At 46.8% G+C, this 26,761-nt stretch carries 23 protein-coding genes, 3 tRNA genes, 4 rRNA genes, 1 other RNA gene and 1 other annotated feature; of the genes, 6 read left to right on the top strand and 25 right to left on the bottom strand.

Features of this window, described 5'->3' with window-relative positions; all coding sequences use genetic code 11:
* Nucleotides 1-11: 11 nt before the first annotated feature.
* The 18 genes from darA to tadA all read right to left on the bottom strand — a co-directional run bounded on the left by darA (nucleotide 12) and on the right by tadA (nucleotide 14,293).
* Nucleotides 12-341, bottom strand: a complete 330-nt coding sequence (gene darA, locus VP472_RS00210) for a cyclic di-AMP receptor DarA (protein WP_004264734.1) — start codon at nucleotides 339-341, stop codon at nucleotides 12-14.
* 70 nt (nucleotides 342-411) lie between these two features.
* On the bottom strand, nucleotides 412-1,050 hold the full coding sequence (tmk, locus tag VP472_RS00205) for a dTMP kinase (protein ID WP_102422420.1): 639 nt from the start codon (nucleotides 1,048-1,050) through the stop codon (nucleotides 412-414).
* On the bottom strand, nucleotides 1,047-2,480 hold the full coding sequence (locus tag VP472_RS00200; protein WP_095318603.1) for an aminotransferase class I/II-fold pyridoxal phosphate-dependent enzyme: 1,434 nt from the start codon (nucleotides 2,478-2,480) through the stop codon (nucleotides 1,047-1,049). The genes tmk and VP472_RS00200 overlap by 4 nt, the downstream gene beginning before the upstream one ends.
* Nucleotides 2,481-2,557: 77 nt before the next feature.
* Entirely contained in the window at nucleotides 2,558-3,676 is a 1,119-nt protein-coding gene (locus VP472_RS00195) for a toxic anion resistance protein (protein WP_070081256.1), read from the bottom strand.
* 15 nt (nucleotides 3,677-3,691) lie between these two features.
* Complete coding sequence (locus VP472_RS00190) at nucleotides 3,692-4,306, bottom strand: 5-bromo-4-chloroindolyl phosphate hydrolysis family protein (RefSeq protein WP_070081255.1); 615 nt, start codon at nucleotides 4,304-4,306, stop codon at nucleotides 3,692-3,694.
* Nucleotides 4,307-4,454: 148 nt separating this feature from the next.
* On the bottom strand, nucleotides 4,455-4,649 hold the full coding sequence (locus VP472_RS00185; RefSeq protein ID WP_004264749.1) for a sigma factor G inhibitor Gin: 195 nt from the start codon (nucleotides 4,647-4,649) through the stop codon (nucleotides 4,455-4,457).
* A gap of 174 nt (nucleotides 4,650-4,823) precedes the next feature.
* Nucleotides 4,824-4,939 (bottom strand): 5S ribosomal RNA (gene rrf, locus VP472_RS00180).
* A 50-nt stretch (nucleotides 4,940-4,989) separates the two neighbouring features.
* A 23S ribosomal RNA gene (locus VP472_RS00175) occupies nucleotides 4,990-7,904 on the bottom strand.
* Nucleotides 7,905-7,986: 82 nt separating this feature from the next.
* Nucleotides 7,987-8,062 (bottom strand) — tRNA-Ala (locus tag VP472_RS00170).
* 14 nt (nucleotides 8,063-8,076) lie between these two features.
* A tRNA-Ile gene (locus tag VP472_RS00165) sits at nucleotides 8,077-8,153 on the bottom strand.
* Between the two features lie 100 nt (nucleotides 8,154-8,253).
* Nucleotides 8,254-9,797 (bottom strand): 16S ribosomal RNA (locus VP472_RS00160).
* The 16S, 23S and 5S rRNA genes sit together here with 2 tRNA genes alongside, the layout of an rRNA operon.
* Before the next feature lie 313 nt (nucleotides 9,798-10,110).
* Nucleotides 10,111-10,374, bottom strand: coding sequence for a pro-sigmaK processing inhibitor BofA family protein (locus tag VP472_RS00155; protein WP_003150686.1), 264 nt, complete (start codon nucleotides 10,372-10,374; stop codon nucleotides 10,111-10,113).
* 60 nt (nucleotides 10,375-10,434) lie between these two features.
* On the bottom strand, nucleotides 10,435-10,659 hold the full coding sequence (locus VP472_RS00150; RefSeq protein WP_007408755.1) for a YaaL family protein: 225 nt from the start codon (nucleotides 10,657-10,659) through the stop codon (nucleotides 10,435-10,437).
* Between the two features lie 18 nt (nucleotides 10,660-10,677).
* On the bottom strand, nucleotides 10,678-11,274 hold the full coding sequence (gene recR, locus VP472_RS00145) for a recombination protein RecR (RefSeq protein ID WP_003150697.1): 597 nt from the start codon (nucleotides 11,272-11,274) through the stop codon (nucleotides 10,678-10,680).
* Between the two features lie 14 nt (nucleotides 11,275-11,288).
* Nucleotides 11,289-11,612, bottom strand: a complete 324-nt coding sequence (locus tag VP472_RS00140) for a YbaB/EbfC family nucleoid-associated protein (protein WP_003150700.1) — start codon at nucleotides 11,610-11,612, stop codon at nucleotides 11,289-11,291.
* A 24-nt stretch (nucleotides 11,613-11,636) separates the two neighbouring features.
* Nucleotides 11,637-13,328, bottom strand: a complete 1,692-nt coding sequence (gene dnaX, locus VP472_RS00135) for a DNA polymerase III subunit gamma/tau (protein ID WP_003150701.1) — start codon at nucleotides 13,326-13,328, stop codon at nucleotides 11,637-11,639.
* A gap of 133 nt (nucleotides 13,329-13,461) precedes the next feature.
* Nucleotides 13,462-13,726: signal recognition particle sRNA large type (gene ffs / locus VP472_RS00130), an RNA gene on the bottom strand.
* Nucleotides 13,727-13,810: 84 nt separating this feature from the next.
* A complete protein-coding gene (tadA, locus tag VP472_RS00125) occupies nucleotides 13,811-14,293 on the bottom strand; it encodes a tRNA adenosine(34) deaminase TadA (protein ID WP_003150702.1) in 483 nt (160 codons plus the stop codon).
* Between the two features lie 82 nt (nucleotides 14,294-14,375).
* On the opposite strand from tadA, the gene VP472_RS00120 reads away from it, so the two are divergent.
* The 4 genes from VP472_RS00120 (at nucleotide 14,376) to dck (ending at nucleotide 17,651) form a co-directional block, all read left to right on the top strand.
* A complete protein-coding gene (locus VP472_RS00120) occupies nucleotides 14,376-14,927 on the top strand; it encodes a cysteine hydrolase family protein (protein ID WP_014304186.1) in 552 nt (183 codons plus the stop codon).
* 71 nt (nucleotides 14,928-14,998) lie between these two features.
* Nucleotides 14,999-16,282 carry a glycoside hydrolase family 18 protein gene (locus VP472_RS00115; RefSeq protein WP_032858525.1) on the top strand — a complete coding sequence of 428 codons (1,284 nt, stop codon included), beginning with the start codon at nucleotides 14,999-15,001 and terminating at the stop codon, nucleotides 16,280-16,282.
* Between the two features lie 95 nt (nucleotides 16,283-16,377).
* The gene (gene dgk / locus VP472_RS00110; RefSeq protein ID WP_003150705.1) at nucleotides 16,378-17,001 is read left to right on the top strand and encodes a deoxyguanosine kinase; all 624 of its coding nucleotides are present in this window, start codon (nucleotides 16,378-16,380) and stop codon (nucleotides 16,999-17,001) included.
* Nucleotides 16,998-17,651: a deoxyadenosine/deoxycytidine kinase gene (gene dck, locus VP472_RS00105; RefSeq protein ID WP_015388792.1), complete on the top strand. Its 654-nt coding sequence runs from the start codon at nucleotides 16,998-17,000 to the stop codon at nucleotides 17,649-17,651. The genes dgk and dck overlap by 4 nt, the downstream gene beginning before the upstream one ends.
* Before the next feature lie 130 nt (nucleotides 17,652-17,781).
* Here dck and VP472_RS00100 read toward each other — a convergent pair.
* Nucleotides 17,782-17,874 (bottom strand) — tRNA-Ser (locus VP472_RS00100).
* 217 nt (nucleotides 17,875-18,091) lie between these two features.
* Between VP472_RS00100 and VP472_RS00095 the strand changes: the two genes are divergently transcribed.
* Nucleotides 18,092-19,237, top strand: a complete 1,146-nt coding sequence (locus VP472_RS00095; RefSeq protein WP_146275986.1) for a glycerate kinase — start codon at nucleotides 18,092-18,094, stop codon at nucleotides 19,235-19,237.
* A gap of 11 nt (nucleotides 19,238-19,248) precedes the next feature.
* Here the strand turns inward: VP472_RS00095 and serS are convergent, their stop codons facing one another.
* From serS to guaB, 5 genes are all read right to left on the bottom strand, one after another.
* Nucleotides 19,249-20,526, bottom strand: a complete 1,278-nt coding sequence (serS, locus tag VP472_RS00090; RefSeq protein WP_003150709.1) for a serine--tRNA ligase — start codon at nucleotides 20,524-20,526, stop codon at nucleotides 19,249-19,251.
* Between the two features lie 54 nt (nucleotides 20,527-20,580).
* Nucleotides 20,581-20,793 (bottom strand) — a binding site (T-box leader).
* A gap of 52 nt (nucleotides 20,794-20,845) precedes the next feature.
* Complete coding sequence (gene pdxT / locus VP472_RS00085) at nucleotides 20,846-21,436, bottom strand: pyridoxal 5'-phosphate synthase glutaminase subunit PdxT (protein WP_007615126.1); 591 nt, start codon at nucleotides 21,434-21,436, stop codon at nucleotides 20,846-20,848.
* Between the two features lie 21 nt (nucleotides 21,437-21,457).
* On the bottom strand, nucleotides 21,458-22,342 hold the full coding sequence (gene pdxS, locus VP472_RS00080) for a pyridoxal 5'-phosphate synthase lyase subunit PdxS (RefSeq protein ID WP_003150714.1): 885 nt from the start codon (nucleotides 22,340-22,342) through the stop codon (nucleotides 21,458-21,460).
* A 197-nt stretch (nucleotides 22,343-22,539) separates the two neighbouring features.
* On the bottom strand, nucleotides 22,540-23,871 hold the full coding sequence (gene dacA / locus VP472_RS00075) for a D-alanyl-D-alanine carboxypeptidase (RefSeq protein ID WP_128574452.1): 1,332 nt from the start codon (nucleotides 23,869-23,871) through the stop codon (nucleotides 22,540-22,542).
* 152 nt (nucleotides 23,872-24,023) lie between these two features.
* A complete protein-coding gene (guaB, locus tag VP472_RS00070; RefSeq protein ID WP_003150717.1) occupies nucleotides 24,024-25,490 on the bottom strand; it encodes an IMP dehydrogenase in 1,467 nt (488 codons plus the stop codon).
* A gap of 120 nt (nucleotides 25,491-25,610) precedes the next feature.
* Here guaB and VP472_RS00065 point away from each other — a divergent pair, with 120 nt between their 5' ends.
* Nucleotides 25,611-26,561, top strand: coding sequence for a YaaC family protein (locus tag VP472_RS00065; protein WP_146277434.1), 951 nt, complete (start codon nucleotides 25,611-25,613; stop codon nucleotides 26,559-26,561).
* A gap of 44 nt (nucleotides 26,562-26,605) precedes the next feature.
* Here VP472_RS00065 and rrf (VP472_RS00060) read toward each other — a convergent pair.
* Nucleotides 26,606-26,721, bottom strand: a 5S ribosomal RNA gene (gene rrf / locus VP472_RS00060).
* Between the last annotated feature and the right edge of the window lie 40 nt (nucleotides 26,722-26,761).

Genomic DNA, 26,761 nt, shown 5'->3' with positions numbered 1-26,761 from the left:
TCGTCAAATCCTTAAAATTGATGAAATTCATCGACCGGGAGGACAAAGACCGTCGCTCCGCCGACTTCCACTTCGACGGGATATGGAACGTAGGAATCCGCATTCCCGCCCATCGGGGATACCGGGGCAATCATCTGATCACGTTTACAGCCATTCTCTTTAATGAGGCTGAGCGCTTTATCGACACGGATATCTTCCACCCCGATCATAAACGTCGTATTGCCTGATTTAAGGAATCCGCCTGTTGTCGCAAGCTTCGTCACCCTGAAGTTGTGGTCGGTTAATACTTTCAAAAGCCTGTTGCTGTCCTGATCCTGCACCACTGCCACTATTAATTTCATTCTCTAGGCCCCCTTTAGGTTGGAAAGAACATTGTCGTTACATTCATTATAGCAACTTATGAGAAACAGGTCACAACTGAATTTTTTTCAATGCTTCATTTATCACTTGAAGTACGTCCTGAATGACGAGTTCCTTCTTTTTCGATGCGTCGATTGTATGGAATCTTTCCGGAAAACGCTGCATAACCTTTTGGTATCCTTCCCGTACTTTCGTGTGAAAGTGCAGGGCCTCAAGATCGAGACGATTCTTTTCTCTTGAATCATTCGACGTAATCCGTTTCAACCCTTCTTCAGGCTCAATAGAAAAATAGATGGTGACATCAGGCATCGTATCGCCGATTGCAAACTGGTTGATAGAAAGAACTTCATCAATGCCGAGCCCTCTCGCATAGCCTTGATAAGCCAGCGAACTGTCGATGAAACGATCACACAGCACAATGCGCCCTTCTTTCAATGCAGGCTGCACCTTTTCGGTTAAATGCTGTCTTCTCGCCGCGGCGTAAAGCAGCGCCTCCGTTTTTGCATCCATCAGTGTATTGTTTTTATTTAAGATCACTTCTCTGATCTGTTCCGCAATGTCGATGCCGCCCGGTTCTCTTGTCGCTGTCACCGGGAGCCCCTCTGCCGACAGAATCTCTTTCAGTTCCTGAAGCACAGTCGTTTTCCCTGCACCTTCAGGACCTTCAAATGTTATAAATAAACCGCTCATGATTTCTCCTCTTCTATATAGACAAGTAATTGTTCCCCGTTTAACAAGCCTTGAATATGCGCGTCCATGCCGATTAAACGGGAAAGCTTCTGTACGATCTCTTCTGTTATCCGTTCGCCGTCCATGATCAGCGGAATTCCGGGCGGATAAGGAATAATGTTCCCCGCATGCAAGCGCCCGGCCGCCTTATTTATATCTGCAGGCTCTTTTGTAAACTTCCGCATCTCATTTTGCGGATATTCAAGTGTCGAAATGGACGGAAATGTCCAATTCACGGCATCCGGCAATTTATCGGGCGGTGTATTCTCCAGTTTCTGCTGTATGTTTCTTACGGCTGCCTGTTCTATCATCCGCCGGCCGCCTATCGGCAGTACGAGCAATACTTGGTACTCGTCAGCCAGCTCGGCAACAATGCCTTCACTCTCCAAAATGCGTTGTAATGAATAGCCGGAATGTCCGAGCTTTGACCGAAGTATTAATTTTAACGGGTCCGCCCGCAGCCCATATCCGGAAGGCTCAATTATTTCAATAGAAGAAATTGATGCGAACCTTCGTTTGATTTTCTCAATGTGCTCCATATGGACGGGAAGTGTCCCTTTTTCAGCAATGTCCTGCACATAAGCACGCGCCGTATCTAAAGATGCCATAATCGGGTATGACGGGCTGCTGCTTTGCAAACTGCTTACATAATAAGTTAATCGATCTCTGTCAATTCGGGTGCTGTTTAAATGAAAGTAAGATCCCATCGTCATAGCTGGAAGCGTTTTGTGAGCCGATTGAACAACGGCGTCCGCCCCCATAGCCAATGATGAAGGCGGGAAAGGCTGGCCTAACACAAAGTGAGCCCCATGAGCCTCATCCACCAGTACAGGAACACCGTATGAATGGGCTTTTTTAACTGCCGCAGTCAAATCGGCGGCGTGTCCGTAGTAAGTCGGATTGGTCAAAACAAGTCCTTTCGCGTTCGGATATGACGCCAGCGCTTTTTCGATGACTGAAAGGGATACATGTGCCGGCACATGCATGTTTTCATCGATTTCCGGCGCCAAATAAACCGGCTTGGCTCCGGCCAATGCCACCGCATGGAAAACAGACTTGTGACAATTACGCTGGATCAGAATGGGTTCACCCGGTTCACAAACAGCTAAAATCATCGCCAGATTGCCGGCGGTCGTTCCATTGACGAGAAAGAAGCTTTCCTGAGAGCCGTACAATCTGCTCACCAAATCCTGCGCTTCCTTAATGACCCCCGTCGGGTGATGCAAGTCATCAAGACCCGTGATCTCAGTCATATCTATAGATAAAAGAGATTGATATACAGATTTGGCTTCATCAAAAAAGACATCTCCATTGTGATGTCCCGGAACATGAAAAGAATACGTATTTCGGTGCGCATGCTTCATCAGCGCTGTATATAAAGGTGTGTCCATTTTTAAACAAATCCTTTGCCTGTCTTTCTTATTATATCGTGCCGGCGAGCCAACTTAAAGCTAAGACTTTTTGCCATCTAGCCGTTATCCCGGCCGGACCTCATATCAAGCAGCTTCTTTTTTAAATCGCCTTCCATGATAACAAGCTCCTCCTCGGCACGCCTGCGTTTCATCCTGCCTTCTTCTTGAATAGACATGATTTCTTCAAGTGTGCTGACTAAGCTTTCCTGCACTTTTTTGAGGGTGTCTGCCTCAACAAGTCCGCGCTCATTGGCTTTGGCGGTCTCGACTGTGCTTGTTTTCAGAAGTTCGGCGTTTTTCAGCAGCAATTGATTTGTCGTATCCGCCGCCTTCTGCTGCACATCTGCCGCACTCCGCTGCCTCATAAGCGTCAGCGCGATGGCGACTTGATTCTTCCATAAAGGAATAGCCGTAACAATGGAGGACTGAATTTTCTCTGCCAGTGCCTGATTCGTGTTTTGAATCAGACGGATTTGCGGCGCACTCTGAAGCGTAATCTGCCTGCTCAGCAGCAGATCATGCACCCTCTTATCCAGACGGTCGGCAAACTGGCGAAGATCATTCACTTCCTGCGCGTCCATTTGATTGTGTTCTCGTAATTCGGCTTTTCTTGCCGCTTCGGGAATAAGCTTTGTTTTCAGCTCATCTAATTTTAATTCACCCGCTGCTATATACATAGTTAAATCAGAAAAGTATTGTTTATTTTGGGCGTACAGCTGATCTAACCATTTATTGTCACTCAACAGCACATTTTTAGAATGTTCCAGCCTTCTGCTGATACGGTCAATCTGCACACTTGTCTTTTGATATTTCGAAAGCACTTCCTGCACAGATCCGGATACCCTTTTAAACAGCCGGGCGAAAAATCCTTTGTTCTTTACCTGCAGATCATCGGGGTTTACCTGGTCAAGCTTCAGCATCAGATCAGCCAATATCTGTCCCATCTCTCCTGCATCTTTTCTTTGCACGTGCTCTATCATCGTGTGGGAAAATTCCAGAAGATTCGCTTGCGCCTGTGAACCAAACAGAACAATGCTTTGCATGTTCCCAGGGTCCAGTTTTTCAGCGAGCTGAAGTGCCGCTTCTCTTTTTTCTTCCGGCAGCGTATCTGCAAGCTTTAGATGAGTCTGGTCATTTTGGGCGCCCATACTGTCGTCGGAACGGTCTTTGGCCATTTCCTTCTTCCTTTCTTATTTTCTCAGTGAATGCTTTGCCATATCTAATTCAAAGTGCAGGTTGTCGATGTCCTCCTTCATCAGTTCATGAAGATCCTCTTCCAGCCTTCTGGAAAGCTCCGCCAGAGTCATCCTCGTCTCACTCAAGGACATTGATAAATCTTTATTTTTTCGCGGCTGTGATGAGAGCAAAGCATACTTTTCCGTCAGTTCCACAACAGAATCAAGCGTTTGATAATAGAAACGCTCTGCCTGATAAAAACGCTTCGGCTCCTGCTTTGTGAGCAGATATATTCGTCGGGTTATCCGCAGTATCTCTGCATTCTGCTTCAGCATTTGTATACTTTTAGAGCGGAAAAGCGCCCTGCGTAATCGGATGATTTTACCCTTTGCTTCCTCAAGATTTTCCTTGATATAAGCATATTCTTTTCTTGTCAGCCGGTGTTTTTTTAAAAAGAGACGCTTCGCATTCCACAAGCCGGACGCACTGACTGCGGCTCCGCCGGCTGCCCCGTATAAAAGCGAATACAGAAAAGGCTGATGCCCTATCGTAAAGAAGGTTATCCCCGCTAATACAAAAACTGCGCTGCCGCAAAACGTCCATTTCATATATTGAATAAACGGTTTCATACTTGATCGACTCCTATTTATTCACTTTTATCAGTATTATCTATTACATTCCATGTCTAAACAAGTTCCTCTTCTTATCGTATCAGTTCTTTTATAAAAAGTGAAAAAACTCCTCTGATTTCAGGCAAAAAAAAGACCCTTTTCAGGGTTAAGAATATAACGTCGGTGTATGAAGGCTTTTCAGTTTACGAACGAAAAATTCATAATTCGGATCAGAGGTCGGAGTGGAAACTACTTTCTTCTCACACTCTAAACATATAAATTTCGTATAAATATGGATTCCCCTGCTTTTCTTGGTTTCACACACAATACATGTTTCTTCATGGCCGGACGTTTCATTCATTTTGCCCACCTCCGTATGAATAGCCTTCCCTTAAGCTGTTGATTGTATACACAATTTGGATCTTTTTGAAGTTTGCAATTAGTATATGGGCGTTCCCGTATTTCGGTGTTTGTTTTGTTTTTATTCAAAAACAAAAAAGGCAGCTCATGATGAGCTGCCTTTACCGAAATGATAGCTTGGCGGCGTCCTACTCTCACAGGGGGAAACCCCCGACTACCATCGGCGCTGAAGAGCTTAACTTCCGTGTTCGGCATGGGAACGGGTGTGACCTCTTCGCTATCGCCACCAAACCATTGAGAGTGTTCTCTCAAAACTAGATAACAGTAAGCATACATTCAAATTGGTTAAGTCCTCGATCGATTAGTATCTGTCAGCTCCATGTGTCGCCACACTTCCACCTCAGACCTATCAACCTGATCATCTTTCAGGGATCTTACTTCCTTGCGGAATGGGAAATCTCATCTTGAGGGGGGCTTCATGCTTAGATGCTTTCAGCACTTATCCCGTCCGCACATAGCTACCCAGCGATGCCCTTGGCAGAACAACTGGTACACCAGCGGTGCGTCCATCCCGGTCCTCTCGTACTAAGGACAGCTCCTCTCAAATTTCCTGCGCCCGCGACGGATAGGGACCGAACTGTCTCACGACGTTCTGAACCCAGCTCGCGTACCGCTTTAATGGGCGAACAGCCCAACCCTTGGGACCGACTACAGCCCCAGGATGCGATGAGCCGACATCGAGGTGCCAAACCTCCCCGTCGATGTGGACTCTTGGGGGAGATAAGCCTGTTATCCCCGGGGTAGCTTTTATCCGTTGAGCGATGGCCCTTCCATGCGGAACCACCGGATCACTAAGCCCGACTTTCGTCCCTGCTCGACTTGTAGGTCTCGCAGTCAAGCTCCCTTGTGCCTTTACACTCTGCGAATGATTTCCAACCATTCTGAGGGAACCTTTGGGCGCCTCCGTTACCTTTTAGGAGGCGACCGCCCCAGTCAAACTGCCCACCTGACACTGTCTCCCCGCCCGATAAGGGCGGCGGGTTAGAAGGTCAATACAGCCAGGGTAGTATCCCACCGATGCCTCCACCGAAGCTGGCGCTCCGGTTTCCAAGGCTCCTACCTATCCTGTACAAGCTGTACCAACATTCAATATCAGGCTGCAGTAAAGCTCCACGGGGTCTTTCCGTCCTGTCGCGGGTAACCTGCATCTTCACAGGTACTATAATTTCACCGAGTCTCTCGTTGAGACAGTGCCCAGATCGTTGCGCCTTTCGTGCGGGTCGGAACTTACCCGACAAGGAATTTCGCTACCTTAGGACCGTTATAGTTACGGCCGCCGTTTACTGGGGCTTCAATTCGCACCTTCGCTTACGCTAAGCGCTCCTCTTAACCTTCCAGCACCGGGCAGGCGTCAGCCCCTATACTTCGCCTTGCGGCTTCGCAGAGACCTGTGTTTTTGCTAAACAGTCGCCTGGGCCTATTCACTGCGGCTCTCTCGGGCTTGCACCCTAACAGAGCACCCTTCTCCCGAAGTTACGGGGTCATTTTGCCGAGTTCCTTAACGAGAGTTCTCTCGATCACCTTAGGATTCTCTCCTCGCCTACCTGTGTCGGTTTGCGGTACGGGCACCTCTCACCTCGCTAGAGGCTTTTCTTGGCAGTGTGGAATCAGGAACTTCGCTACTATAATTCGCTCGCCATCACAGCTCAGCCTTCACGGGAAACGGATTTGCCTATTTCCCAGCCTAACTGCTTGGACGCGGATATCCAATACCGCGCTTACCCTATCCTCCTGCGTCCCCCCATTGCTCAAATGGTGAGGAGGTGGTACAGGAATATCAACCTGTTATCCATCGCCTACGCCTTTCGGCCTCGGCTTAGGTCCCGACTAACCCTGAGCGGACGAGCCTTCCTCAGGAAACCTTAGGCATTCGGTGGAGGGATTCTCACCCTCTTTCGCTACTCATACCGGCATTCTCACTTCTAAGCGCTCCACAAGTCCTTCCGGTCTTGCTTCACAGCCCTTAGAACGCTCTCCTACCACTGTTCGAAGAACAGTCCGCGCTTCGGTGATACGTTTAGCCCCGGTACATTTTCGGCGCAGAGTCACTCGACCAGTGAGCTATTACGCACTCTTTAAATGGTGGGCTTCTAAGCCAACATCCTGGTTGTCTAAGCAACTCCACATCCTTTTCCACTTAACGTATACTTTGGGACCTTAGCTGGCGGTCTGGGCTGTTTCCCTTTCGACTACGGATCTTATCACTCGCAGTCTGACTCCCAAGGATAAGTCATCGGCATTCGGAGTTTGACTGAATTCGGTAACCCGGTAGGGGCCCCTAGTCCAATCAGTGCTCTACCTCCGAGACTCTTACCTTGAGGCTAGCCCTAAAGCTATTTCGGAGAGAACCAGCTATCTCCAGGTTCGATTGGCATTTCACCCCTACCCACACCTCATCCCCGCACTTTTCAACGTGCGTGGGTTCGGCCTCCATTCAGTGTTACCTGAACTTCACCCTGGACATGGGTAGATCACCTGGTTTCGGGTCTACGACCACGTACTCAATTCGCCCTATTCAGACTCGCTTTCGCGGCTCCGCATCTTCTGCTTAACCTTGCACGGGATCGTAACTCGCCGGTTCATTCTACAAAGGCACGCCATCACCCGTTAACGGGCTCTGACTACTTGTAGGCACACGGTTTCAGGATCTCTTTCACCCCTTCCGGGGTGCTTTTCACCTTCCCTCACGGTACTGGTTCACTATCGGTCACTAGGGAGTATTTAGCCTTGGGAGATGGTCCTCCCGGATTCCGACGGAATTTCACGTGTTCCGCCGTACTCAGGATCCACTCAGGAGAGAACGAAGTTTTGACTACAGGGCTGTTACCTCCTATGGCGGGCCTTTCCAGACCTCTTCATCTACCTCGTTCCTTTGTAACTCCGTACAGAGTGTCCTACAACCCCAAGAGGCAAGCCTCTTGGTTTGGGCTGGTCCCGTTTCGCTCGCCGCTACTCAGGGAATCGCATTTGCTTTCTCTTCCTCCGGGTACTTAGATGTTTCAGTTCCCCGGGTCTGCCTTCTCATATCCTATGTATTCAGATATGGATACCACTCCATTACGAGTGGTGGGTTTCCCATTCGGAAATCTCCGGATCAAAGCTTGCTTACAGCTCCCCGAAGCATATCGGTGTTCGTCCCGTCCTTCATCGGCTCCTAGTGCCAAGGCATCCACCGTGCGCCCTTTCTAACTTAACCGTTAAAAAGAATCACTACGTGATATCTTGCATTACTAATTGAATGTGAATTACTTCTGTTATCTAGTTTTCAAAGAACACGTTGGTGGAGCCTAGCGGGATCGAACCGCTGACCTCCTGCGTGCAAAGCAGGCGCTCTCCCAGCTGAGCTAAGGCCCCGTATTGGGTAAAGATGGTGGGCCTGAGTGGACTCGAACCACCGACCTCACGCTTATCAGGCGTGCGCTCTAACCAGCTGAGCTACAGGCCCATCTACCATATGAAAGAATCAAAGTTCCTTCAAAACTAAACAAGACAGGGAACGTTCTGTTTATAAGACCCAAGATCTTATATTCCGTTAAAATCCTTAGAAAGGAGGTGATCCAGCCGCACCTTCCGATACGGCTACCTTGTTACGACTTCACCCCAATCATCTGTCCCACCTTCGGCGGCTGGCTCCATAAAGGTTACCTCACCGACTTCGGGTGTTACAAACTCTCGTGGTGTGACGGGCGGTGTGTACAAGGCCCGGGAACGTATTCACCGCGGCATGCTGATCCGCGATTACTAGCGATTCCAGCTTCACGCAGTCGAGTTGCAGACTGCGATCCGAACTGAGAACAGATTTGTGGGATTGGCTTAACCTCGCGGTTTCGCTGCCCTTTGTTCTGTCCATTGTAGCACGTGTGTAGCCCAGGTCATAAGGGGCATGATGATTTGACGTCATCCCCACCTTCCTCCGGTTTGTCACCGGCAGTCACCTTAGAGTGCCCAACTGAATGCTGGCAACTAAGATCAAGGGTTGCGCTCGTTGCGGGACTTAACCCAACATCTCACGACACGAGCTGACGACAACCATGCACCACCTGTCACTCTGCCCCCGAAGGGGACGTCCTATCTCTAGGATTGTCAGAGGATGTCAAGACCTGGTAAGGTTCTTCGCGTTGCTTCGAATTAAACCACATGCTCCACCGCTTGTGCGGGCCCCGTCAATTCCTTTGAGTTTCAGTCTTGCGACCGTACTCCCCAGGCGGAGTGCTTAATGCGTTAGCTGCAGCACTAAGGGGCGGAACCCCTAACACTTAGCACTCATCGTTTACGGCGTGGACTACCAGGGTATCTAATCCTGTTCGCTCCCCACGCTTTCGCTCCTCAGCGTCAGTTACAGACCAGAGAGTCGCCTTCGCCACTGGTGTTCCTCCACATCTCTACGCATTTCACCGCTACACGTGGAATTCCACTCTCCTCTTCTGCACTCAAGTTCCCCAGTTTCCAATGACCCTCCCGGTTGAGCCGGGGCTTTCACATCAGACTTAAGAAACCGCCTGCGAGCCCTTTACGCCCAATAATTCCGGACAACGCTTGCCACCTACGTATTACCGCGGCTGCTGGCACGTAGTTAGCCGTGGCTTTCTGGTTAGGTACCGTCAAGGTGCCGCCCTATTCGAACGGCACTTGTTCTTCCCTAACAACAGAGCTTTACGATCCGAAAACCTTCATCACTCACGCGGCGTTGCTCCGTCAGACTTTCGTCCATTGCGGAAGATTCCCTACTGCTGCCTCCCGTAGGAGTCTGGGCCGTGTCTCAGTCCCAGTGTGGCCGATCACCCTCTCAGGTCGGCTACGCATCGTCGCCTTGGTGAGCCGTTACCTCACCAACTAGCTAATGCGCCGCGGGTCCATCTGTAAGTGGTAGCCGAAGCCACCTTTATGTCTGAACCATGCGGTTCAAACAACCATCCGGTATTAGCCCCGGTTTCCCGGAGTTATCCCAGTCTTACAGGCAGGTTACCCACGTGTTACTCACCCGTCCGCCGCTAACATCAGGGAGCAAGCTCCCATCTGTCCGCTCGACTTGCATGTATTAGGCACGCCGCCAGCGTTCGTCCTGAGCCAGGATCAAACTCTCCGATAAATGGATCACAGACTAAGTTCACTGCATCCTGCAGTAACGTCTGTGTGATCTGCATCATGCAGACCTTAGTTTGACTGACTACGCACATCGCTGTGCGATTTATTTAAAACTTTGAATTAACAGGTACGTTTTGTCTTGTTTAGTTTTCAAAGAACTTTGTCCATCGCTCTTGAAGCGACTTAATTATTATAACATCTCAGTGTCAGTATCGTCAATAACTTTTTAAAATTTCTTTTTCAAGAATTCGTTTCGTCATCAGCGACGTATATTAGAATACCACCCATGATCCAACATGTCAACAATAATCGACAAATTAAATGATGAAGCGTTTAATGACTATCAAAGCCGCAATGCCGGGAATTCCCAGAATCCCGCTGATGCCCGTTGTAATCAGGTTAACAGGGATATGAATACCGAGACTGCCCCCGAACAAGTTCACACCCACCAACAGAATCGCGCCGGCAATAAACTTAATGGCAGTCACACCAATCCACCTTAACGGTTTTGAAGATACTCCCCATAAAAAAAGCAAAGCAACCAGACCGACAATCAAACCGATAATGAAAAAAGGCTCCATGAATCTTCCCCCTCGCTTGTTTAGTACAAGCTTATGAGAAGATTCCGGAGAATAGACCTCTTACTTCCATCTGCTCATTTTCAAATTCCGCTGCTTCGCTTCTTTCAAATAAAAAAAGTACTTAGATTCAGCGACTTTCAGCTCAAACAACACTTCAGCGGAGGGCTCTAGACTTTTCTCGACCAGACTCTTCTGTCTGTTCCATTCTTCTTTTTGTTTAAAGAGCTGTTCTATCAGCTTCTCGTCAAACTCTTTTCTTAATGTATTTCTGCGAAGAAAACCCATGCCTTGCCTTTTCCTCCCTTACAATTCACGTCTTCCTTCAAGAGCTTTTGAAAGAGTGACCTCATCAGCATATTCCAAATCACCGCCGACGGGCAGACCGTGGGCAATACGGGAGAGCTTGATGCCTGAGGGCTTTAACAGCCTTGATATATACATCGCTGTTGCTTCCCCTTCAATATTAGGGTTGGTTGCGAGAATAACTTCTGTCACTTGATCATCCTGAAGACGTTTCAGCAGCTCCGGAATCTTAATATCCTCCGGGCCGATGCCGTCCATTGGTGAAATCGCGCCGTGAAGAACATGATACTGGCCGTTATATTCCTTCATTTTCTCCATTGCGATCACATCCTTAGGGTCCTGCACGACACAAATAACAGACTTATCCCTTCTTGTGTCCTCACATATATAACAAGGGTCCTGATCTGTAATATGTCCGCAAATCGAGCAATATGTCAGATTCCGCTTCGCATTGACAAGCGCCTTAGCAAAATCCAATACTGTGTCTTCTTTCATACCTAGAACAAAAAAAGCCAGACGAACCGCTGTTTTCGGTCCGATCCCTGGCAATTTCATAAAGCTGTCAATCAGCTTTGATATTGGTTCAGGATACTGCATGTTTATTTATCCCCCTAGAATAAACCCGGTATGTTCATTCCTTTTGTAAATTGTCCCATTGTCTCATTCGTCATGTCATCCACTTTTTTGAGGGCGTCGTTTGTCGCAGCAAGAACCAGGTCCTGAAGCATTTCGATATCTTCCGGATCAACAACTTCTTCTTTAATGGCAACGTCTACAACTTCTTTTTGGCCGTTGACTTTTACAGTCACCATACCGCCGCCCGCTGTGCCTTCAAGCACTTTTTCAGCAAGTTCCTCCTGAGCCTTCGCCATATCCTTTTGCATTTTTTGCATTTGTTTCATCATTTTTTGCATGTTTCCCATTCCGCCACGCATATTCAATCACTCTCTTTCATCTTATTAGTCTTTTATTTCGATTAAATCCGCTCCGACAAGTTTTTTCGCCTCTGCAATCAGCGGATCTTCTTCAGCCGGTTCGTTTGATCCTTCACTTTCCTGCTGGTGATCATTTAAAAATTCTTCTCTTATTTTACCCCATTGTGCTTCCGGAACGCCAATCAAATCCATTCTTTTCCCGAGCATTGATTCGAGAATCTGTTCAAGATTCGTACGGACTCCGTTATTGTCTTCTGCAACCATTTTACAATGGATTTCGTATTTAAATTTAAGCACAAATGCCTTTTGAGCAGCGGCCACCGGTTCACTGTCATTCAAAAGAGCCGCATGAGATACCTTATTCTGCTGTTTCAGGTGTGCCAGCAGCTTGCCCCAGCTGCTTTTAAGCTGTTCAAGATCAGGTCTTGTGGCTTCCTTCAGTATCTCATGAATTCTTCCGACCGGGGCTTTATAATGGCTTTTTCCGCCTTTTTGAGGACGCGGAGCTTCTTTCGGAGCGCTTTCCATCTGAACCTTCACACCGGAGGTTTTCAGCCTTTCTACTTCCTGCTCAAGCTGCTGGATCTTATTCATCAGCATGCCGACCTCAGGGATGTCTCCGGCGGATTGCTGTGCCGTCTGGCATATTTTCACGACAGCCACTTCAAAAAAGATTCTTGGGTGGTTCGTCCACTTCATTTCCTGATGGCTTTTATTCAGGATATCAATCATCTCATATAAAGCGGGGGCCGGTATGTCACCGCTTAGATTCCGAAACGTTTCATCGACCTTCACCTTCTCCAGGACTCCTTCTAAACCGGGAGCGGCCTGGTACAAGAGCATATCCCTGAAATAGAAAATCATATCTTCAATCAGTTTGGCCGCATCTTTCCCCTGCTGGAGCAATTCATTCAGTGTTTCCAATGCCTCGGAAACCTGTTTGCGGTGTAGAGCAGATGCCAGTTTTCCAATATAGTGCTGAGAAACGGCTCCGGTAATGAGCAAAGCGTCATCCACCGACAGCTCCTCGCCGCTGAATGATACAGCTTGATCGAGCAGGCTCAGCGCGTCCCTCATTCCTCCGTCCGCAGCACTCGCTATGATATCAAGGGCTCCTTCTTCCACCTTCAGCTGCTCTGCATCGACGATTGTCTTCATTCGTCCGACAATTGCTTTGGATGTAATCCGTTTGAAGTCAAAACGCTGACATCTGGAGATAATGGTTAAAGGAATCTTATGAGGCTCAGTCGTAGCTAATATGAAAATGCAATGTGCCGGCGGTTCTTCCAGCGTTTTCAGAAGCGCATTGAATGCGCCGATAGAGAGCATATGCACCTCATCTATAATATATACCTTGTAAGTAACGGCCGACGGGGCGAATTTTACTTTGTCACGGATGTCGCGGATTTCGTCTACGCCGTTATTCGACGCCGCATCTATTTCAATCACATCTGATATAGAGCCATTTGTGATCCCCTTGCACGCCGCGCACTCATTGCACGGTTCTTCTACAGGGGCGTGCTCACAGTTGACTGCTTTCGCAAATATTTTAGCTGCACTGGTTTTTCCCGTTCCCCGCGGTCCAGAAAACAGATATGCATGAGAAAATTTCTTTTGCAAAAGGGCATTTTGCAGCGTTTTCGTAATGTGTTCCTGTCCGACCACATCTTCAAACTGCTGAGGCCTAAATACTCGATATAAAGCTTGGTAACCCACAGGATGCGCCCTCCTCTGTTATTCATCATGTTTATTATACATGAACGTGCTTTTAACGCCAAAACCCGTTTTTCATATACGAAAAAACTCACCTGCCATAAACAGGTGAGTCTGAAATTTGATGATTGATTTACCGTGCACCTTCTGTCGATTCGCTACCCTAAGCGTTACTTAAGCAGTTAGCTCAGCCCAGGCAACCCTGCGGCACATGAGAGGTTTCACTTAATGCTGCTTCCTTCCGGACCTGACATGGTTCATGAATTCCCATTGCGCAGGACCCAGACGTCAACGCCACTTACTTAAGGCAGACCTTACAGTAAACGAACCTCGAGAAGGGATTCGGCCCCGCTAGAGCGGATTGCGGGTACAGGGCACCGCTACCTCCCCGCTTAGCACGGCAAAATAAATATCAAATTTTGATATGCGCACCATTCATGATGCACACATAAGTATATCTGCTTCAGGCAGAAAATGCAACCGTACTACTCAGACAACTTTTTCCTCATGTCTTTCTTTTGCCGGCGCAGCTTTCTGAAAAAAGCGCTGAGCATTTCTCCGCACTCTTCTCCGAGCACGCCGCTCACCACTTCCGCTTGGTGGTTGAACCGCTCTTCCTGCAAGAGGTTCATCAGCGTTCCTGTACAGCCCCCCTTGGGATCAAATGCGCCGAATACGACCTTGTCGACTCTCGAAAGCACGACGGCTCCCGCGCACATCGGACACGGCTCCAAAGTGACATAAAGAACGGCATCCTCAAGTCTCCATGTCCCCAGCTTACGGCACGCTTCGTCTATCGCCAGCATTTCGGCGTGGGCAAGCGATCGCTGTTCAGTCTCCCGCAGATTATGCGCCCGCGCCACAATCTCATCGTGCAGAACAAGAACTGCTCCGATCGGCACTTCACCTTTCTCTTCGGCTTTCTTCGCTTCTTTTATGGCTTCTCTCATATAATATTCATCATTCATAGGTTCGAGCTCTCTTCTTAAGTTTTTTCATGTCTCATAAAGGTTAAAATAGGAATACCCCAGCAGAAAGGAGTTGCCGGTATTGTCTGAACCTAACAACACAGCCCTTCTGATTGTCGATATGATCAACAATTTTCAATTTGATATGGGCGAACGTCTTGCTGAAAAAACCAAACAAATTGTCCCCCGTATTTTATCATTAAAGAAGCATGCAAAACAAAGCAACTGGCCGATTATTTATATTAATGATCATTACGGGCTCTGGAAGGCTGATATTGATGCCATCAGGGAGGAATGCAGCAACGACAGAAGCGCCTCCATTATAAAAGATATTTCGCCTCAGCCGGATGATTATTTTCTCATTAAACCGAAGCATTCCGCTTTTTACGAAACGGCGCTTCACACCCTTCTGACCGAATTACAAGTGAACCGATTAATCATCACGGGGATTGCCGGGAACATTTGTGTGCTGTTCACGGCCAACGACGCTTATATGAGAGAATACAGCATTGCCATTCCGAAAGACTGCACCGCTTCCAATAACGACGAAGACAATGATTTCGCTTTGACCATGATGGAGAATGTTCTCTTCGCAGAAATAACCACGGAAAAACAAATTACCGCCGAAAAATAAACATGATCAGCCTCCTTTTTTCATATATTTGATAGCGGATATGAAAGGAGGCGTTTTTCATTCAGATCTATATAGTGAAACGGGGCGACACGCTTTCCGCTATTGCGGCGCGCTACCGGACAGCCGCAAATGTCATTGCGGAAGCAAATAAACTGCCTAATCCCAATACATTGGTTGTCGGACAAACCCTTGTCATCCCGATTGAGGGTCAATATTACGAAGTAAAACAAGGTGATACTCTCGCGTCAATCGCCGGCCGTTTTCATATATCGGCCGCGGAGCTTGCGAGGGTGAACGGAATTCAGCCCGGCACCACATTGAGAGTCGGAACCCGCCTTTACATTCCACAGCAGGCGAATAAGCCCGATATCGAATCAAACGCATATATAGAACCGCGGGGAACGAGCGTAAGCGCTAATCTGCAGCAGGCGGCAAGGGAGGCCTCTCCTTATTTAACATACCTCGGCGCATTCAGTTTTCAAGTGCAGCGGAACGGGACTTTAAAGGAACCGCCTCTGACCAATTTAAAAAGCATCAGTGACAGGCACAACACCACACTGATGATGATCATCACCAACCTTGAAAATGACGCATTCAGCGATGAACTCGGGCGGCTCATCTTGAATGACAATACAGTGAAAACAAAACTCTTTCAGGAAATCGTCTCCACGGCTAAAAAGTACGGCTTTCGCGATATTCACTTTGATTTCGAATATTTACGTCCACAGGACAGGGAAGCTTACAATCGCTTTTTACGTGAAGCGAGAACGATTTTTCATCGGGAAGGCTGGAAGATTTCAACGGCGCTTGCTCCGAAAACGAGCGCGACTCAGGCCGGCAAATGGTACGAAGCTCATGACTATAGGGCACATGGAGAAATCGTCGATTTTGTCGTGATTATGACATATGAGTGGGGGTACAGCGGAGGCCCGGCTCAGGCCGTATCACCTATCGGCCCTGTAAGAAATGTCATAGAGTACGCGCTGACGGAAATGCCTTCTTCAAAAATCGTCATGGGCCAGAATATGTACGGCTATGATTGGACACTGCCTTTTAAACAGGGAACGACAGCGAAAGCCGTCAGTCCTCAGCAGGCAATCGCTCTGGCCGCACGCTATAAAGTCGACATTCAATATGACGAAACCGCCCAGGCTCCCTTCTTCCGATACACGGATGCAAATCAGAAACGGCATGAAGTATGGTTTGAAGACGCACGATCCATTCAAGCGAAATTCAATTTAATTAAAGAACTTCATTTAAGAGGAATCAGCTATTGGAAACTCGGCCTTTCTTTCCCGCAAAACTGGCTTTTGCTCGGCGATCAATTTCATATTGTAAAAGAGACGTTTCGTTAATTGGAAGCGTCTTTTTTCATGGGCTTTTCTGTGAGTGTGATACAATATAAAGGCCGGCAGCTGACGGATGTTTGCAGAATTAAGGAGGATTTTCAATGAACAGAGCCCCTTTTATCGCGGTAGAAGGTCCTATCGGGGCAGGAAAAACGACACTCGCTACAATGCTTTCTGAAGAGCTCGGTTTTCCTATGATTAATGAGATTGTGGAAGACAACCCTTATCTCGATAAGTTTTATGACAATATCGAGGAGTGGAGTTTCCAGCTTGAAATGTTTTTTCTATGTCACAGGTATAAACAGCTTGAAGACACCGATCGAGATTATTTAAAACAAGGACAGCCCGTTTTGTCCGATTATCATATTTATAAAAATGTTATTTTCGCAGAGCGTACATTGCACGGCCAAAAGCTTGAGAAGTATAAGCAGATCTATCATCTGCTCACCCACGACCTGCCGAAGCCCAATATCATTGTATACATAAAGGCAAGCCTGCCGACATTGCTTCAACGCATTGAAAAACGCGGGCGCCCGTTTGAGAAAAATATCGAACATCAATATCTGGAACATCTCATTGCAGATTACGACACAGCCATCAGACAGCTTCAGGAAGAAGATCCGGATATATCTGTACTGACCATTGACGGTGATACTGAAGACTTTGTGTTGAATAAGACAGACTATGAAAGAATTGCCCGTCAGGTAAAGGAGCTAATTAAATGAAAGACATTCACATTCCAAACAATGCCATTATAACAGTAGCAGGAACGGTAGGAGTCGGAAAATCGACTTTGACCAAAGCTTTAGCAAAACGGCTCGGGTTTCATACCTCACTTGAGGAAGTGGATGAAAACCCTTATTTAGAGAAGTTTTATCACGATTTTGAACGCTGGAGCTTCCATTTGCAAATTTATTTTCTGGCTGAGCGGTTCAAAGAGCAGAAAAACATGTTTGAATCTGGCGGCGGATTCGTGCAGGACCGTTCGATTTATGAAGATACAGGCATATTCGCAAAAATGCATGCGGATAAAGGAACCATGTCGCTGACAGATTACACAACATACACAAGCCTATTTGAGGCGATGGTCATGACGCCGTATTTCCCGCATCCTGATGTTTTGATCTACTTAGAAGGCGACCTTGAATACATTATAAGCCGGATTGAAAAGCGGGGCCGCGAGATGGAGCTGCAGACAAACCGCTCTTATTGGGAAGAGATGTATACACGGTACGAAGACTGGATCAGCGGTTTTAACGCCTGCCCTGTGCTGAAAGTACGCATTGAAGATTATGACCTTGAAGCTGATGAACAGTCACTGGAACCTTTGATCGAAAAAATCAGTCACGTGATCAACGAAAACAGAAACAAATAAAAATAGCAAAGCGATTTTCCCCGAACAGAGAAAATCGCTTTTTTTGCATATAAAAAATCCGCTGCATCACATGCAGCGGACAAAACAATCTCCAATATATGCTCGAGTTTCATTAGGTTTAAAATCAATATGGCGGAGGAAGAGGGATTCGAACCCCCGCGGGCTTTGACACCCCTGTCGGTTTTCAAGACCGATCCCTTCAGCCAGACTTGGGTATTCCTCCGTATCGACATTTAATAATATACCACATGACCCAAATTTCAGTCAAGCGCTTTTTCATATTTTTTATTTCATTTCTTAAACAGCTTTTCCGTCAGCTTTACTATCATACAAAAGTCTTGCGTCCAATTCAACCTCAGTATGCCATACGGGCAGGAAAACACAATAAAAATCAAGAATAGATTCAAACAGATAACCTGATCATAAAGGTGGAGAACATAGTGAAAATCATCATTGCACCCGATTCTTTCAAAGAAAGCATGACATCAAAAGAAGCAGCTGACAGCATAGAAAAAGGATTCAAAGCGGTCTTCCCTGACGCGGAATATATCAAGATACCCGCGGCTGATGGCGGAGAAGGAACCGTTCAGGCTTTGACGGATGCCACTGGCGGAAGCATCATCAAAAAAACTGTGACCGGTCCGCTGGGAACACCGGTAAACGCCGCATATGGACTTCTGGGAGACGGACGCACGGCAGTCATTGAAATGGCGGAAGCATCGGGACTCCATCTCGTTCCCCGCCACCTCAGAGATCCGTTGAACACAACGACAAGAGGAACGGGTGAACTAATAGCAGATGCAGCCTCCCGCGGGGCGAGTGAGATCATCATCGGGCTTGGCGGGAGTGCAACCAATGACGGCGGAACAGGAATGGCGAGCGCGCTCGGTGTGCGTTTCTTAAATGAGGAAGGTCAGGAGATACCTGACGGCGGAGGCGCTCTGCACACCCTAGCTTCTATTGATATAAGCGGGCTCTCCCCTGATTTGAAACATATCCGTTTTCGTGCCGCATGTGATGTCGAAAATCCCCTGACCGGTGAAAACGGCGCGTCATATGTCTTCGGCCCGCAAAAAGGGGCGTCCGAGAAGACTAAAGTTGTATTGGATCGCAATTTACGCCATTTCGCTGATGTATTGAGACGTCAGCACGATATCGAAGCGGATACCGTAAAAGGCGCGGGCGCCGCAGGTGGGCTGGGCGCTGGACTGATCGCTTTCTTACAGGCAGAACTTCAAAGCGGGATTGACGTTGTATTAGATACACTGTCCTTCTCAGATCAGATAAGAGATGCTGACCTTGTCATTACCGGAGAGGGCCAGATTGACGGACAAACGATATTCGGCAAAACCCCCGCCGGGATCGCCGCACGCGCAGCTGCTCAAGAAATTCCCGTTATCGCATTGGCGGGCTCCTTAGGCGAAAATTTCGAGCATGTTTACAGCGCAGGAATAACAGCTGTATTTTCTATCGTGCCCGGTGCTGTAAGTCTTGAAGACGCCTTAGCATCCGGCCGTTTTAACCTTGAAAGCACAGCTCGGAATGCCGCCGCTCTATACCGGGCAGCAAAAAAGGCGCGCCACTAGGGCGCACCTTTTTATGGTTTGATGACTTCTTTATTTCCCATATAAGGACGAAGCACTTTCGGAATGATGACACTTCCGTCTTCCTGCTGGTAGTTTTCCAAGATGGCAGCTACTGTTCGGCCGACTGCAAGACCTGAACCGTTTAATGTATGCACATGCTCCGGCTTGCCTTTCGCTTCGCGTCTGAATCGAATGTTTGCACGTCTCGCCTGGAAGGCCTCAAAGTTGCTGCAAGAAGAAATTTCACGATATGTGTCTTGGCTTGGAATCCAAACCTCGATATCGTACTTTTTCGCAGCTGTAAAGCCGAGATCACCGGTACACATGCTCATGACACGATACGGCAGTTCAAGCAGCTGAAGCACCCGCTCAGCTTGATTTGTCAGTTTTTCAAGCTCCTCATAAGAATCTTCCGGCTTCACGAACTTTACTAGCTCAACCTTGTTGAACTGATGCTGACGGATCAAACCGCGTGTATCACGGCCGGCGGATCCCGCTTCTGAACGGAAGCAGGCGCTGAACGCGGCATAATTGATCGGCAGGTTCTCACCGGATAAGATTTCATCGCGGTGCATATTTGTAATCGGCACTTCCGCCGTCGGAATTAAGAAATAATCCTCTTCTCTGATTTTAAAAGCATCCTCTTCAAATTTAGGAAGCTGTCCCGTACCTGTCATGCTCGTACGGTTTACCATATAAGGAGGAATGACTTCCGTGTAATCATATTCATCAACGTGAAGATCCAGCATAAAGTTGTAGAGCGCGCGTTCGAGGCGGGCGCCTAATCCTTTATAAAACACAAACCGGCTGCCTGTTACTTTTGAAGCGCGTTCGAAATCAAGAATGTTTAAGCGGTCTGCGATATCCCAATGCGGTTTCGGCTCATATGAAAATGCCGGCGCCTCTCCCCACTTGCGAATTTCAATGTTATCATCTTCCGTTTCTCCGACGGGCACTGAATCGTGCGGGATGTTCGGAATAGACAGAAGGATGGTTTCGAGCGTCGTTTCGACAGTACGAAGCTCTTCATCAAGCTTCTTAATTTCTTCGCCTACTTCACGCATCTCTTTAATAATATGATCAGCGTCTTTTTTCTCCCGTTTCAAAACGGCGACCTGCTGAGACACTTCATTGCGTTTTCCCTTCAGTTCTTCTACTTTACCGATAAGCTCTCTTCTCTTTTCATCCAGCTCTTCAAACTTGTCAAAGTCAGATAAGTCTTCGCCTTTTGGAATGAGCTTCGCTTTTACCTCTTGAAAATTGGCTCTCAGCACCTTCGTATCAATCATGCCTAACAACTCCTATCTGTTTTTATCGAAAATAAAAAAGAGCCCTCATCCCCTAAAAGGGACGAGAGCTCTCGCGTTGCCACCCTGATTGAAAACAAGCTCACACTTGCTTCCCGCTTTAACACATAACGGTTTTCCCGTAAATGCCTACTTGTTTTCAGCATTTCGCTCAAGGACGGATTCGGACAGCATCTTTCACCGATTCGCACCACCCATCGGCTCTCTTTGAAAGAGGGGCTCCCTACTGCTTCCTGTCAACGCTTTTCGATCTTTATTTGTGATTATAATGTACTATAAGTATCAGCGGTTTTCAACTGTTTTATACAGCTGTTTCCTGCTTATGCTTTTCCGCCATCTTCACAAACAGCTCTGTCACCCGGTGATCATCCGTCAGTTCAGGATGGAACGAGCAGCCGAGGAAATTTCCCTGCTTTGCAGCCACGATGCGTCCGTTATGCTCACAAAGCACTTCAACATCTTCTCCGGCTTCTAAAATATGCGGCGCGCGAATAAATACACCCGTAAACGGCTCATCAAGGCCTTTAATCGTCAGATCAGCTTCAAAGCTGTCGACCTGACGGCCAAAGGAATTACGCTCGACAACAACGTTCAACAGCCCTAAATGAGCATTATCCGTTCCCGCTATCTCTTTGGCTAAGATAATCAGACCGGCGCATGTGCCGAACATCGGCTTGCCTTGGGCGGCAAACTCGCGAAGCGGCTCCATAAAATGATACGTATCCATTAAACGCCGCATTGTCGTGCTTTCCCCTCCCGGCAGGATTAAGCCGTCGATGTCATTCAGCTGTTCAGGACGCTTAATGACGACACCTTTTGAACCACATGCTTCAATTGAACGAATATGTTCTCTTACTGCTCCTTGAAGTCCAAGTACACCAATTGTTAACATGCTTCCAGCTCTCCTATGGTTTTACCAGCCGCGTTCTTGCATACGCTGTTCCGGCAATAGATTTGAGATTTCGATTCCTTTCATTGCTGTGCCTAATTCTTTAGAAAGCTCAGCGATCAGTTTGTAGTCTGTGTAATGAGTCGTTGCTTCAACAATTGCTTTGGCGAATTTAGCAGGGTTGTCTGATTTGAAAATACCTGAACCGACAAATACGCCGTCAGCGCCAAGCTGCATCATCAATGCCGCGTCAGCAGGCGTCGCTACTCCGCCGGCAGCAAAGTTCACTACAGGCAGTTTGCCGTCACGTTTGATTTGAAGAAGCAGTTCATAAGGAGCGCCGAGGTTTTTAGCTTCAGTCATCAGCTCATCATCGCTCATCGCAACAACTTTGCGCACTTGCGCGTTTACTTTTCTCATATGGCGGACAGCTTCCACAATGTTTCCTGTTCCCGGTTCGCCTTTTGTACGAAGCATGGAAGCTCCTTCGGCGATACGACGAGTTGCTTCGCCGAGATCACGGCAGCCACATACGAACGGGACTGTATATTCATTTTTATTTAAATGAAATTCTTCGTCAGCCGGAGTCAGAACTTCACTTTCATCGATGTAATCTACCCCCATTGCTTCAAGGACACGCGCTTCAACGATATGTCCGATACGCGCTTTTGCCATTACGGGAATGGATACAGCATTCATTACTTCTTCAACGATTGTCGGATCAGCCATGCGGGCAACACCGCCGGCAGCGCGAATATCAGCCGGAACGCGTTCTAACGCCATTACGGCAACAGCTCCCGCCTCTTCCGCAATCTTCGCTTGTTCAGCATTTACAACGTCCATGATGACGCCGCCTTTTTGCATTTCCGCCATGCCGCGTTTTACACGATCAGTACCTGTTTGAGCCATTATTTGGTCCCCCTAGTCAATGTATAGTTAGATAATGTCTATCTCTTATTGTATCCCAGAAATACAATATTTCATATGGGTATTCTTATTTTACAGCGAGATAAATAAGATAGATATCATTTTTTTACTAATAATTTGGTTTTTTCAGTATATTAAGCAAAAGAGCCCTAACTTTCATCAGAGCTCTTTCTTATTTCTTAAAACCAGCCTGTTACCGTGTCAACGGCGCTGTTCCAGATACCGGAGAAGAATCCGCCGATGCCGCGCATCATCTGAACAAACCAGTTTGCTTTATCTACATCATTTTTCGTTACAAGATTCACGCTGAACTCTTTGGATTTGAGGAAGCCATAGTCTTTGTCACTGCCTTTGTATGTAACTGTCAGCGTTCCGACTTTCGTTCCCTTTTTCACAGGAGCCGTGATTTCTTTTTTATCTATATTCACTTCGGCTTTATAGTTCTTTTCATCCCCGCTTTTCACAGGAATAGAAAGCGCCTTGTCAGTAACAATATCAACTTGCTTGTCTTTCCCTTTTTCAACGTCAACCGTTTTGTGCCCTTTTACTTGAGAGCCTTCAGGGTAAAGATCTTTCATTGAGAAATTGCTGTTAAATGCGTAATCGAGCATTTTTTTCGTTTCATCAAAACGTCCGGTATGCAGGTTGCCTTTTGCGTTTAATACAACGGTGATGACCCGCATTCCGTTCCGCTGTGCTGTGCTTGTAAAACAAGATCCCGCAGAATCAGTAGAACCCGTTTTTAAGCCGTCAACGCCAGGGTATTCAGAAACAAGACCTTTTAACATGAAGTTCCAGTTCGGCATGTCCATTTCATCATCAGTGCCGGCTCTGAATTTTGTTTTAGCGATGCTTGTTGTTTTGAGAACTTCCGGATAATCAGTGATCAGGCGGTCTGCAAGAAGCGCCATGTCTTTAGCAGAAACTTCACTCTCTTCTTTAACGCCTTCTCCTTGCGGCTGCTTGCCGTGAAGGTCTTCATTCACAAGCCCTGTGGCATTTTTAAAATCATAGTTTGTCATGCCTAATTCTTTGGCTTTCGCATTCATTTCATCGACAAATTTCGTTTCAGTTCCGGCAAGAATTTCGGCAACTGCAATCGCGGCTCCGTTAGCAGAGTAAATCGCCATAGCCTGATACAGTTCTTTAACCGTGTATTTGCCGTCTTTTCGAAGGGGGACGTTTGATAAACTGTTGTCTTGAGAAATTTCATAGACATAATCATCAGGAGTATACGTTTGATCCCATTTCACTTTTCCTTCTTTAATGGCTTCCAGAAGCAGATATTCAGTCATCATTTTTGTCATGCTGGCAATCGGCAGTCTTTTGTCTGCATTTTTACTGTATAAAATTTTCCCCGATGAAGCCTCAATCATTATCGCAGCTGATGCGTTGACATCAATCGGGTCATTGCCGGCTGCCTCCGCTTTAGACATCGGAACAAAGCAAGTTGCGGCCAGTGCCAGTACCACTAATGACACCAACAGCTGTTTCCATTTCGTGATGTTCAATCTTACGACCTCCGTCATTCATTTTAAATCTATAATTAAGCCGTTAAGGACATATTCAAATTCAAAACACAACAGTATAAATTTTATCACACTCGATATAAAAAAAATAGACAGAGTCAGCGACCCTGTCAAATGTTTTTTATTTGTAACAATTATGAGATTGTGTAGTTTGGTGATTCTTTCGTAATCTGGACATCATGCGGATGACTTTCGCGAAGACCGGCACCTGTCATACGGATGAATTGAGCCTCTTCTCTTAAAGCGCGCAAGTCTTTTGAACCGCAATATCCCATACCTGAACGAAGACCGCCGACAAGTTGATACACTGTTTCTTCTACAGGACCTTTGTACGGAGTCCGTCCTTCGATACCTTCAGGGACGAATTTCTTATTTTCTTCTTGGAAATATCGGTCTTTACTGCCTTTTTCCATGGCAGCGACAGAACCCATACCGCGATATACTTTAAATCTTCTGCCCTGATAGATTTCAGTCTCTCCCGGGCTTTCTGAAGTACCGGCAAGCAGGCTTCCGAGCATTACGGCATGTCCGCCTGAAGCCAACGCTTTCGTAATATCTCCGGAGAATTTAATACCGCCGTCTGCGATGATTGTCGCGCCGTGTTTTCTCGCTTCAGTGGCACAATCATAAATGGCAGTGATCTGCGGTACGCCTACACCTGCAACGACGCGTGTCGTACAGATAGAACCAGGCCCGATTCCCACTTTGACAATATTTGCTCCGGCTTCAATCAGAGCTTTTGTCGCTTCAGCCGTTGCAACATTTCCTGCGATAATGTTCAGTTCAGGATATGTTTCACGGATTTTCGCAACTGTGTTCAGTACGCCTCTGGAATGTCCGTGAGCCGTATCAACCACGATAACGTCGACATTCGCTTCAACAAGCTTGCTGACGCGTGTCATTGTATCGCCTGTCACGCCTACCGCAGCGCCGACAATAAGGCGTCCGTGTTCATCTTTAGATGAATTCGGGAATTCGATAACCTTTTCAATATCTTTGATCGTGATAAGACCTTTTAATTTGTTTTGGTCATCCACTAACGGAAGTTTTTCAATTTTATGTTTCTGTAAGATTTTTTCTGCTTCGTCTAATGTGGTTCCCACTGGAGCCGTAACCAGCTCTTCTTTTGTCATGACATCACTGATTTTCATTGAATAATCAGAGATAAAGCGAAGATCACGGTTTGTAATGATACCGACAAGCTTTTGATCATCTTTATTATCTACGATCGGAACACCGGAAATTCTGTATTTCCCCATCAAATGCTCCGCATCGAATACTTGATGATCAGGTGTTAAAAAGAAGGGATTTGTAATAACGCCCCGTTCAGAACGTTTGACTTTGTCAACATGTTCAGCCTGCTGTTCGATGGACATGTTTTTATGGATAATGCCTAAGCCGCCCTGTCTGGCCATCGCAATCGCCATTGCTGATTCTGTTACTGTATCCATTCCCGCACTGATGACAGGAATATTAAGCTTTAACGTTTTTGTCAGTTCAACAGATAAATCCACATCACGCGGAAGTACGTCTGATTGAGCCGGTACGAGCAGTACATCATCGAACGTTAAGCCTTCTTTTGAAAATTTACTTTCCCACATTAGTAAATCCCCCTCTTTTCGGCAAAATATTATATGTAGATTATCAACTAGAAAACAGCATGTCAAGGAAGCGAAAAAGAGTTGAAATATTTAGATAAAGGAAAGGGTTTAAAAATACATATGAGAGATCATGAGTGGAAAGAGTTATCATTATTTTATTCCGTAGAATCTTCCCAGAAATTTCTAAATAAAGTCTATACAGAAAGCGGCATGGAAGAACCAAAACGATATGCGTTTAAGAACAGTGAGCGCTTCATATTCTTTATCAAACACGCCGAGTCCTTCTATAAGCAGGCATCTCTTTCACCTTTAGAAATTAAGCCTATTCTGTTGTTTTACGGGATGTCACAATTGCTGAAAGCCTGCCTTCTGACCACAGATCCAAGCTATCCAAGCCACGCTTCAGTACTCGCACATGGCGTGACTGCCCGGAAACGCAAAAAGCAAAATTACTCCTTTAGAGATGATGAAGTGAAGGTGCAGCGCAATGGCTTATGTATTCATGTAATGAAGCACTTATTCGGAATAGCTGGTCTTGAGGAAGAACGGTACACAATGAAGAAATTGCTGACAGCCATACCTGAATTGCATACTGTCTTTTACTTCCAAGAGAAAAAGAATTGGCTGACCCAAGTAGAGCTGAAAGATGACCTTATTTCAGTGCCTGAGCATGCGGTCATTCATTACAATATGTCTGATTCCCGCTTTGCTGAATATATCAGCCATCATTTGAAATGGTCTTTTCTGAGGAAAGACCATAACCACTTGGTTTTTGAGGCTGACCCGATAGAAAGAGAACCTTGGTCTTCTCCAAATTTATTGTTTCACTTGGAGAAAAATCAATATTACATTCCCTCTCAGCGTGATCACTTCCTGCATCTTCCGGAAATGATTATTCATTATTTGGTCCTCTACAATATCGGGATGATTGCAAGATATGAAACGGAGTGGTGGTATGAACTGCTGACACAGCATGTCAGTGATGATTATGTGATGATCCGCCGGTTCTTAGAGGTAACGGAACGCAAATTTCCGTATTACGTTTCTAATTTCCTGAAGCAATACTTATAAATAAAAAAGGCAGCTCATGATGAGCTGCCTTTACCGTAATAATAGCTTGGCGGCGTCCTACTCTCACAGGGGGAAACCCCCGACTACCATCGGCGCTGAAGAGCTTAACTTCCGTGTTCGGCATGGGAACGGGTGTGACCTCTTCGCTATCGCCACCAAACCATTGAGAGTGTTCTCTCAAAACTAGATAACAGTAAGCA

It is taken from the genome of Bacillus sp. MT(2024) (assembly GCF_036362845.1).
Lineage (GTDB): Bacteria > Bacillota > Bacilli > Bacillales > Bacillaceae > Bacillus > Bacillus velezensis.
Note: the sequence above shows the minus strand (reverse complement) of the source record. Positions and strands in the feature narration are given on the sequence as shown.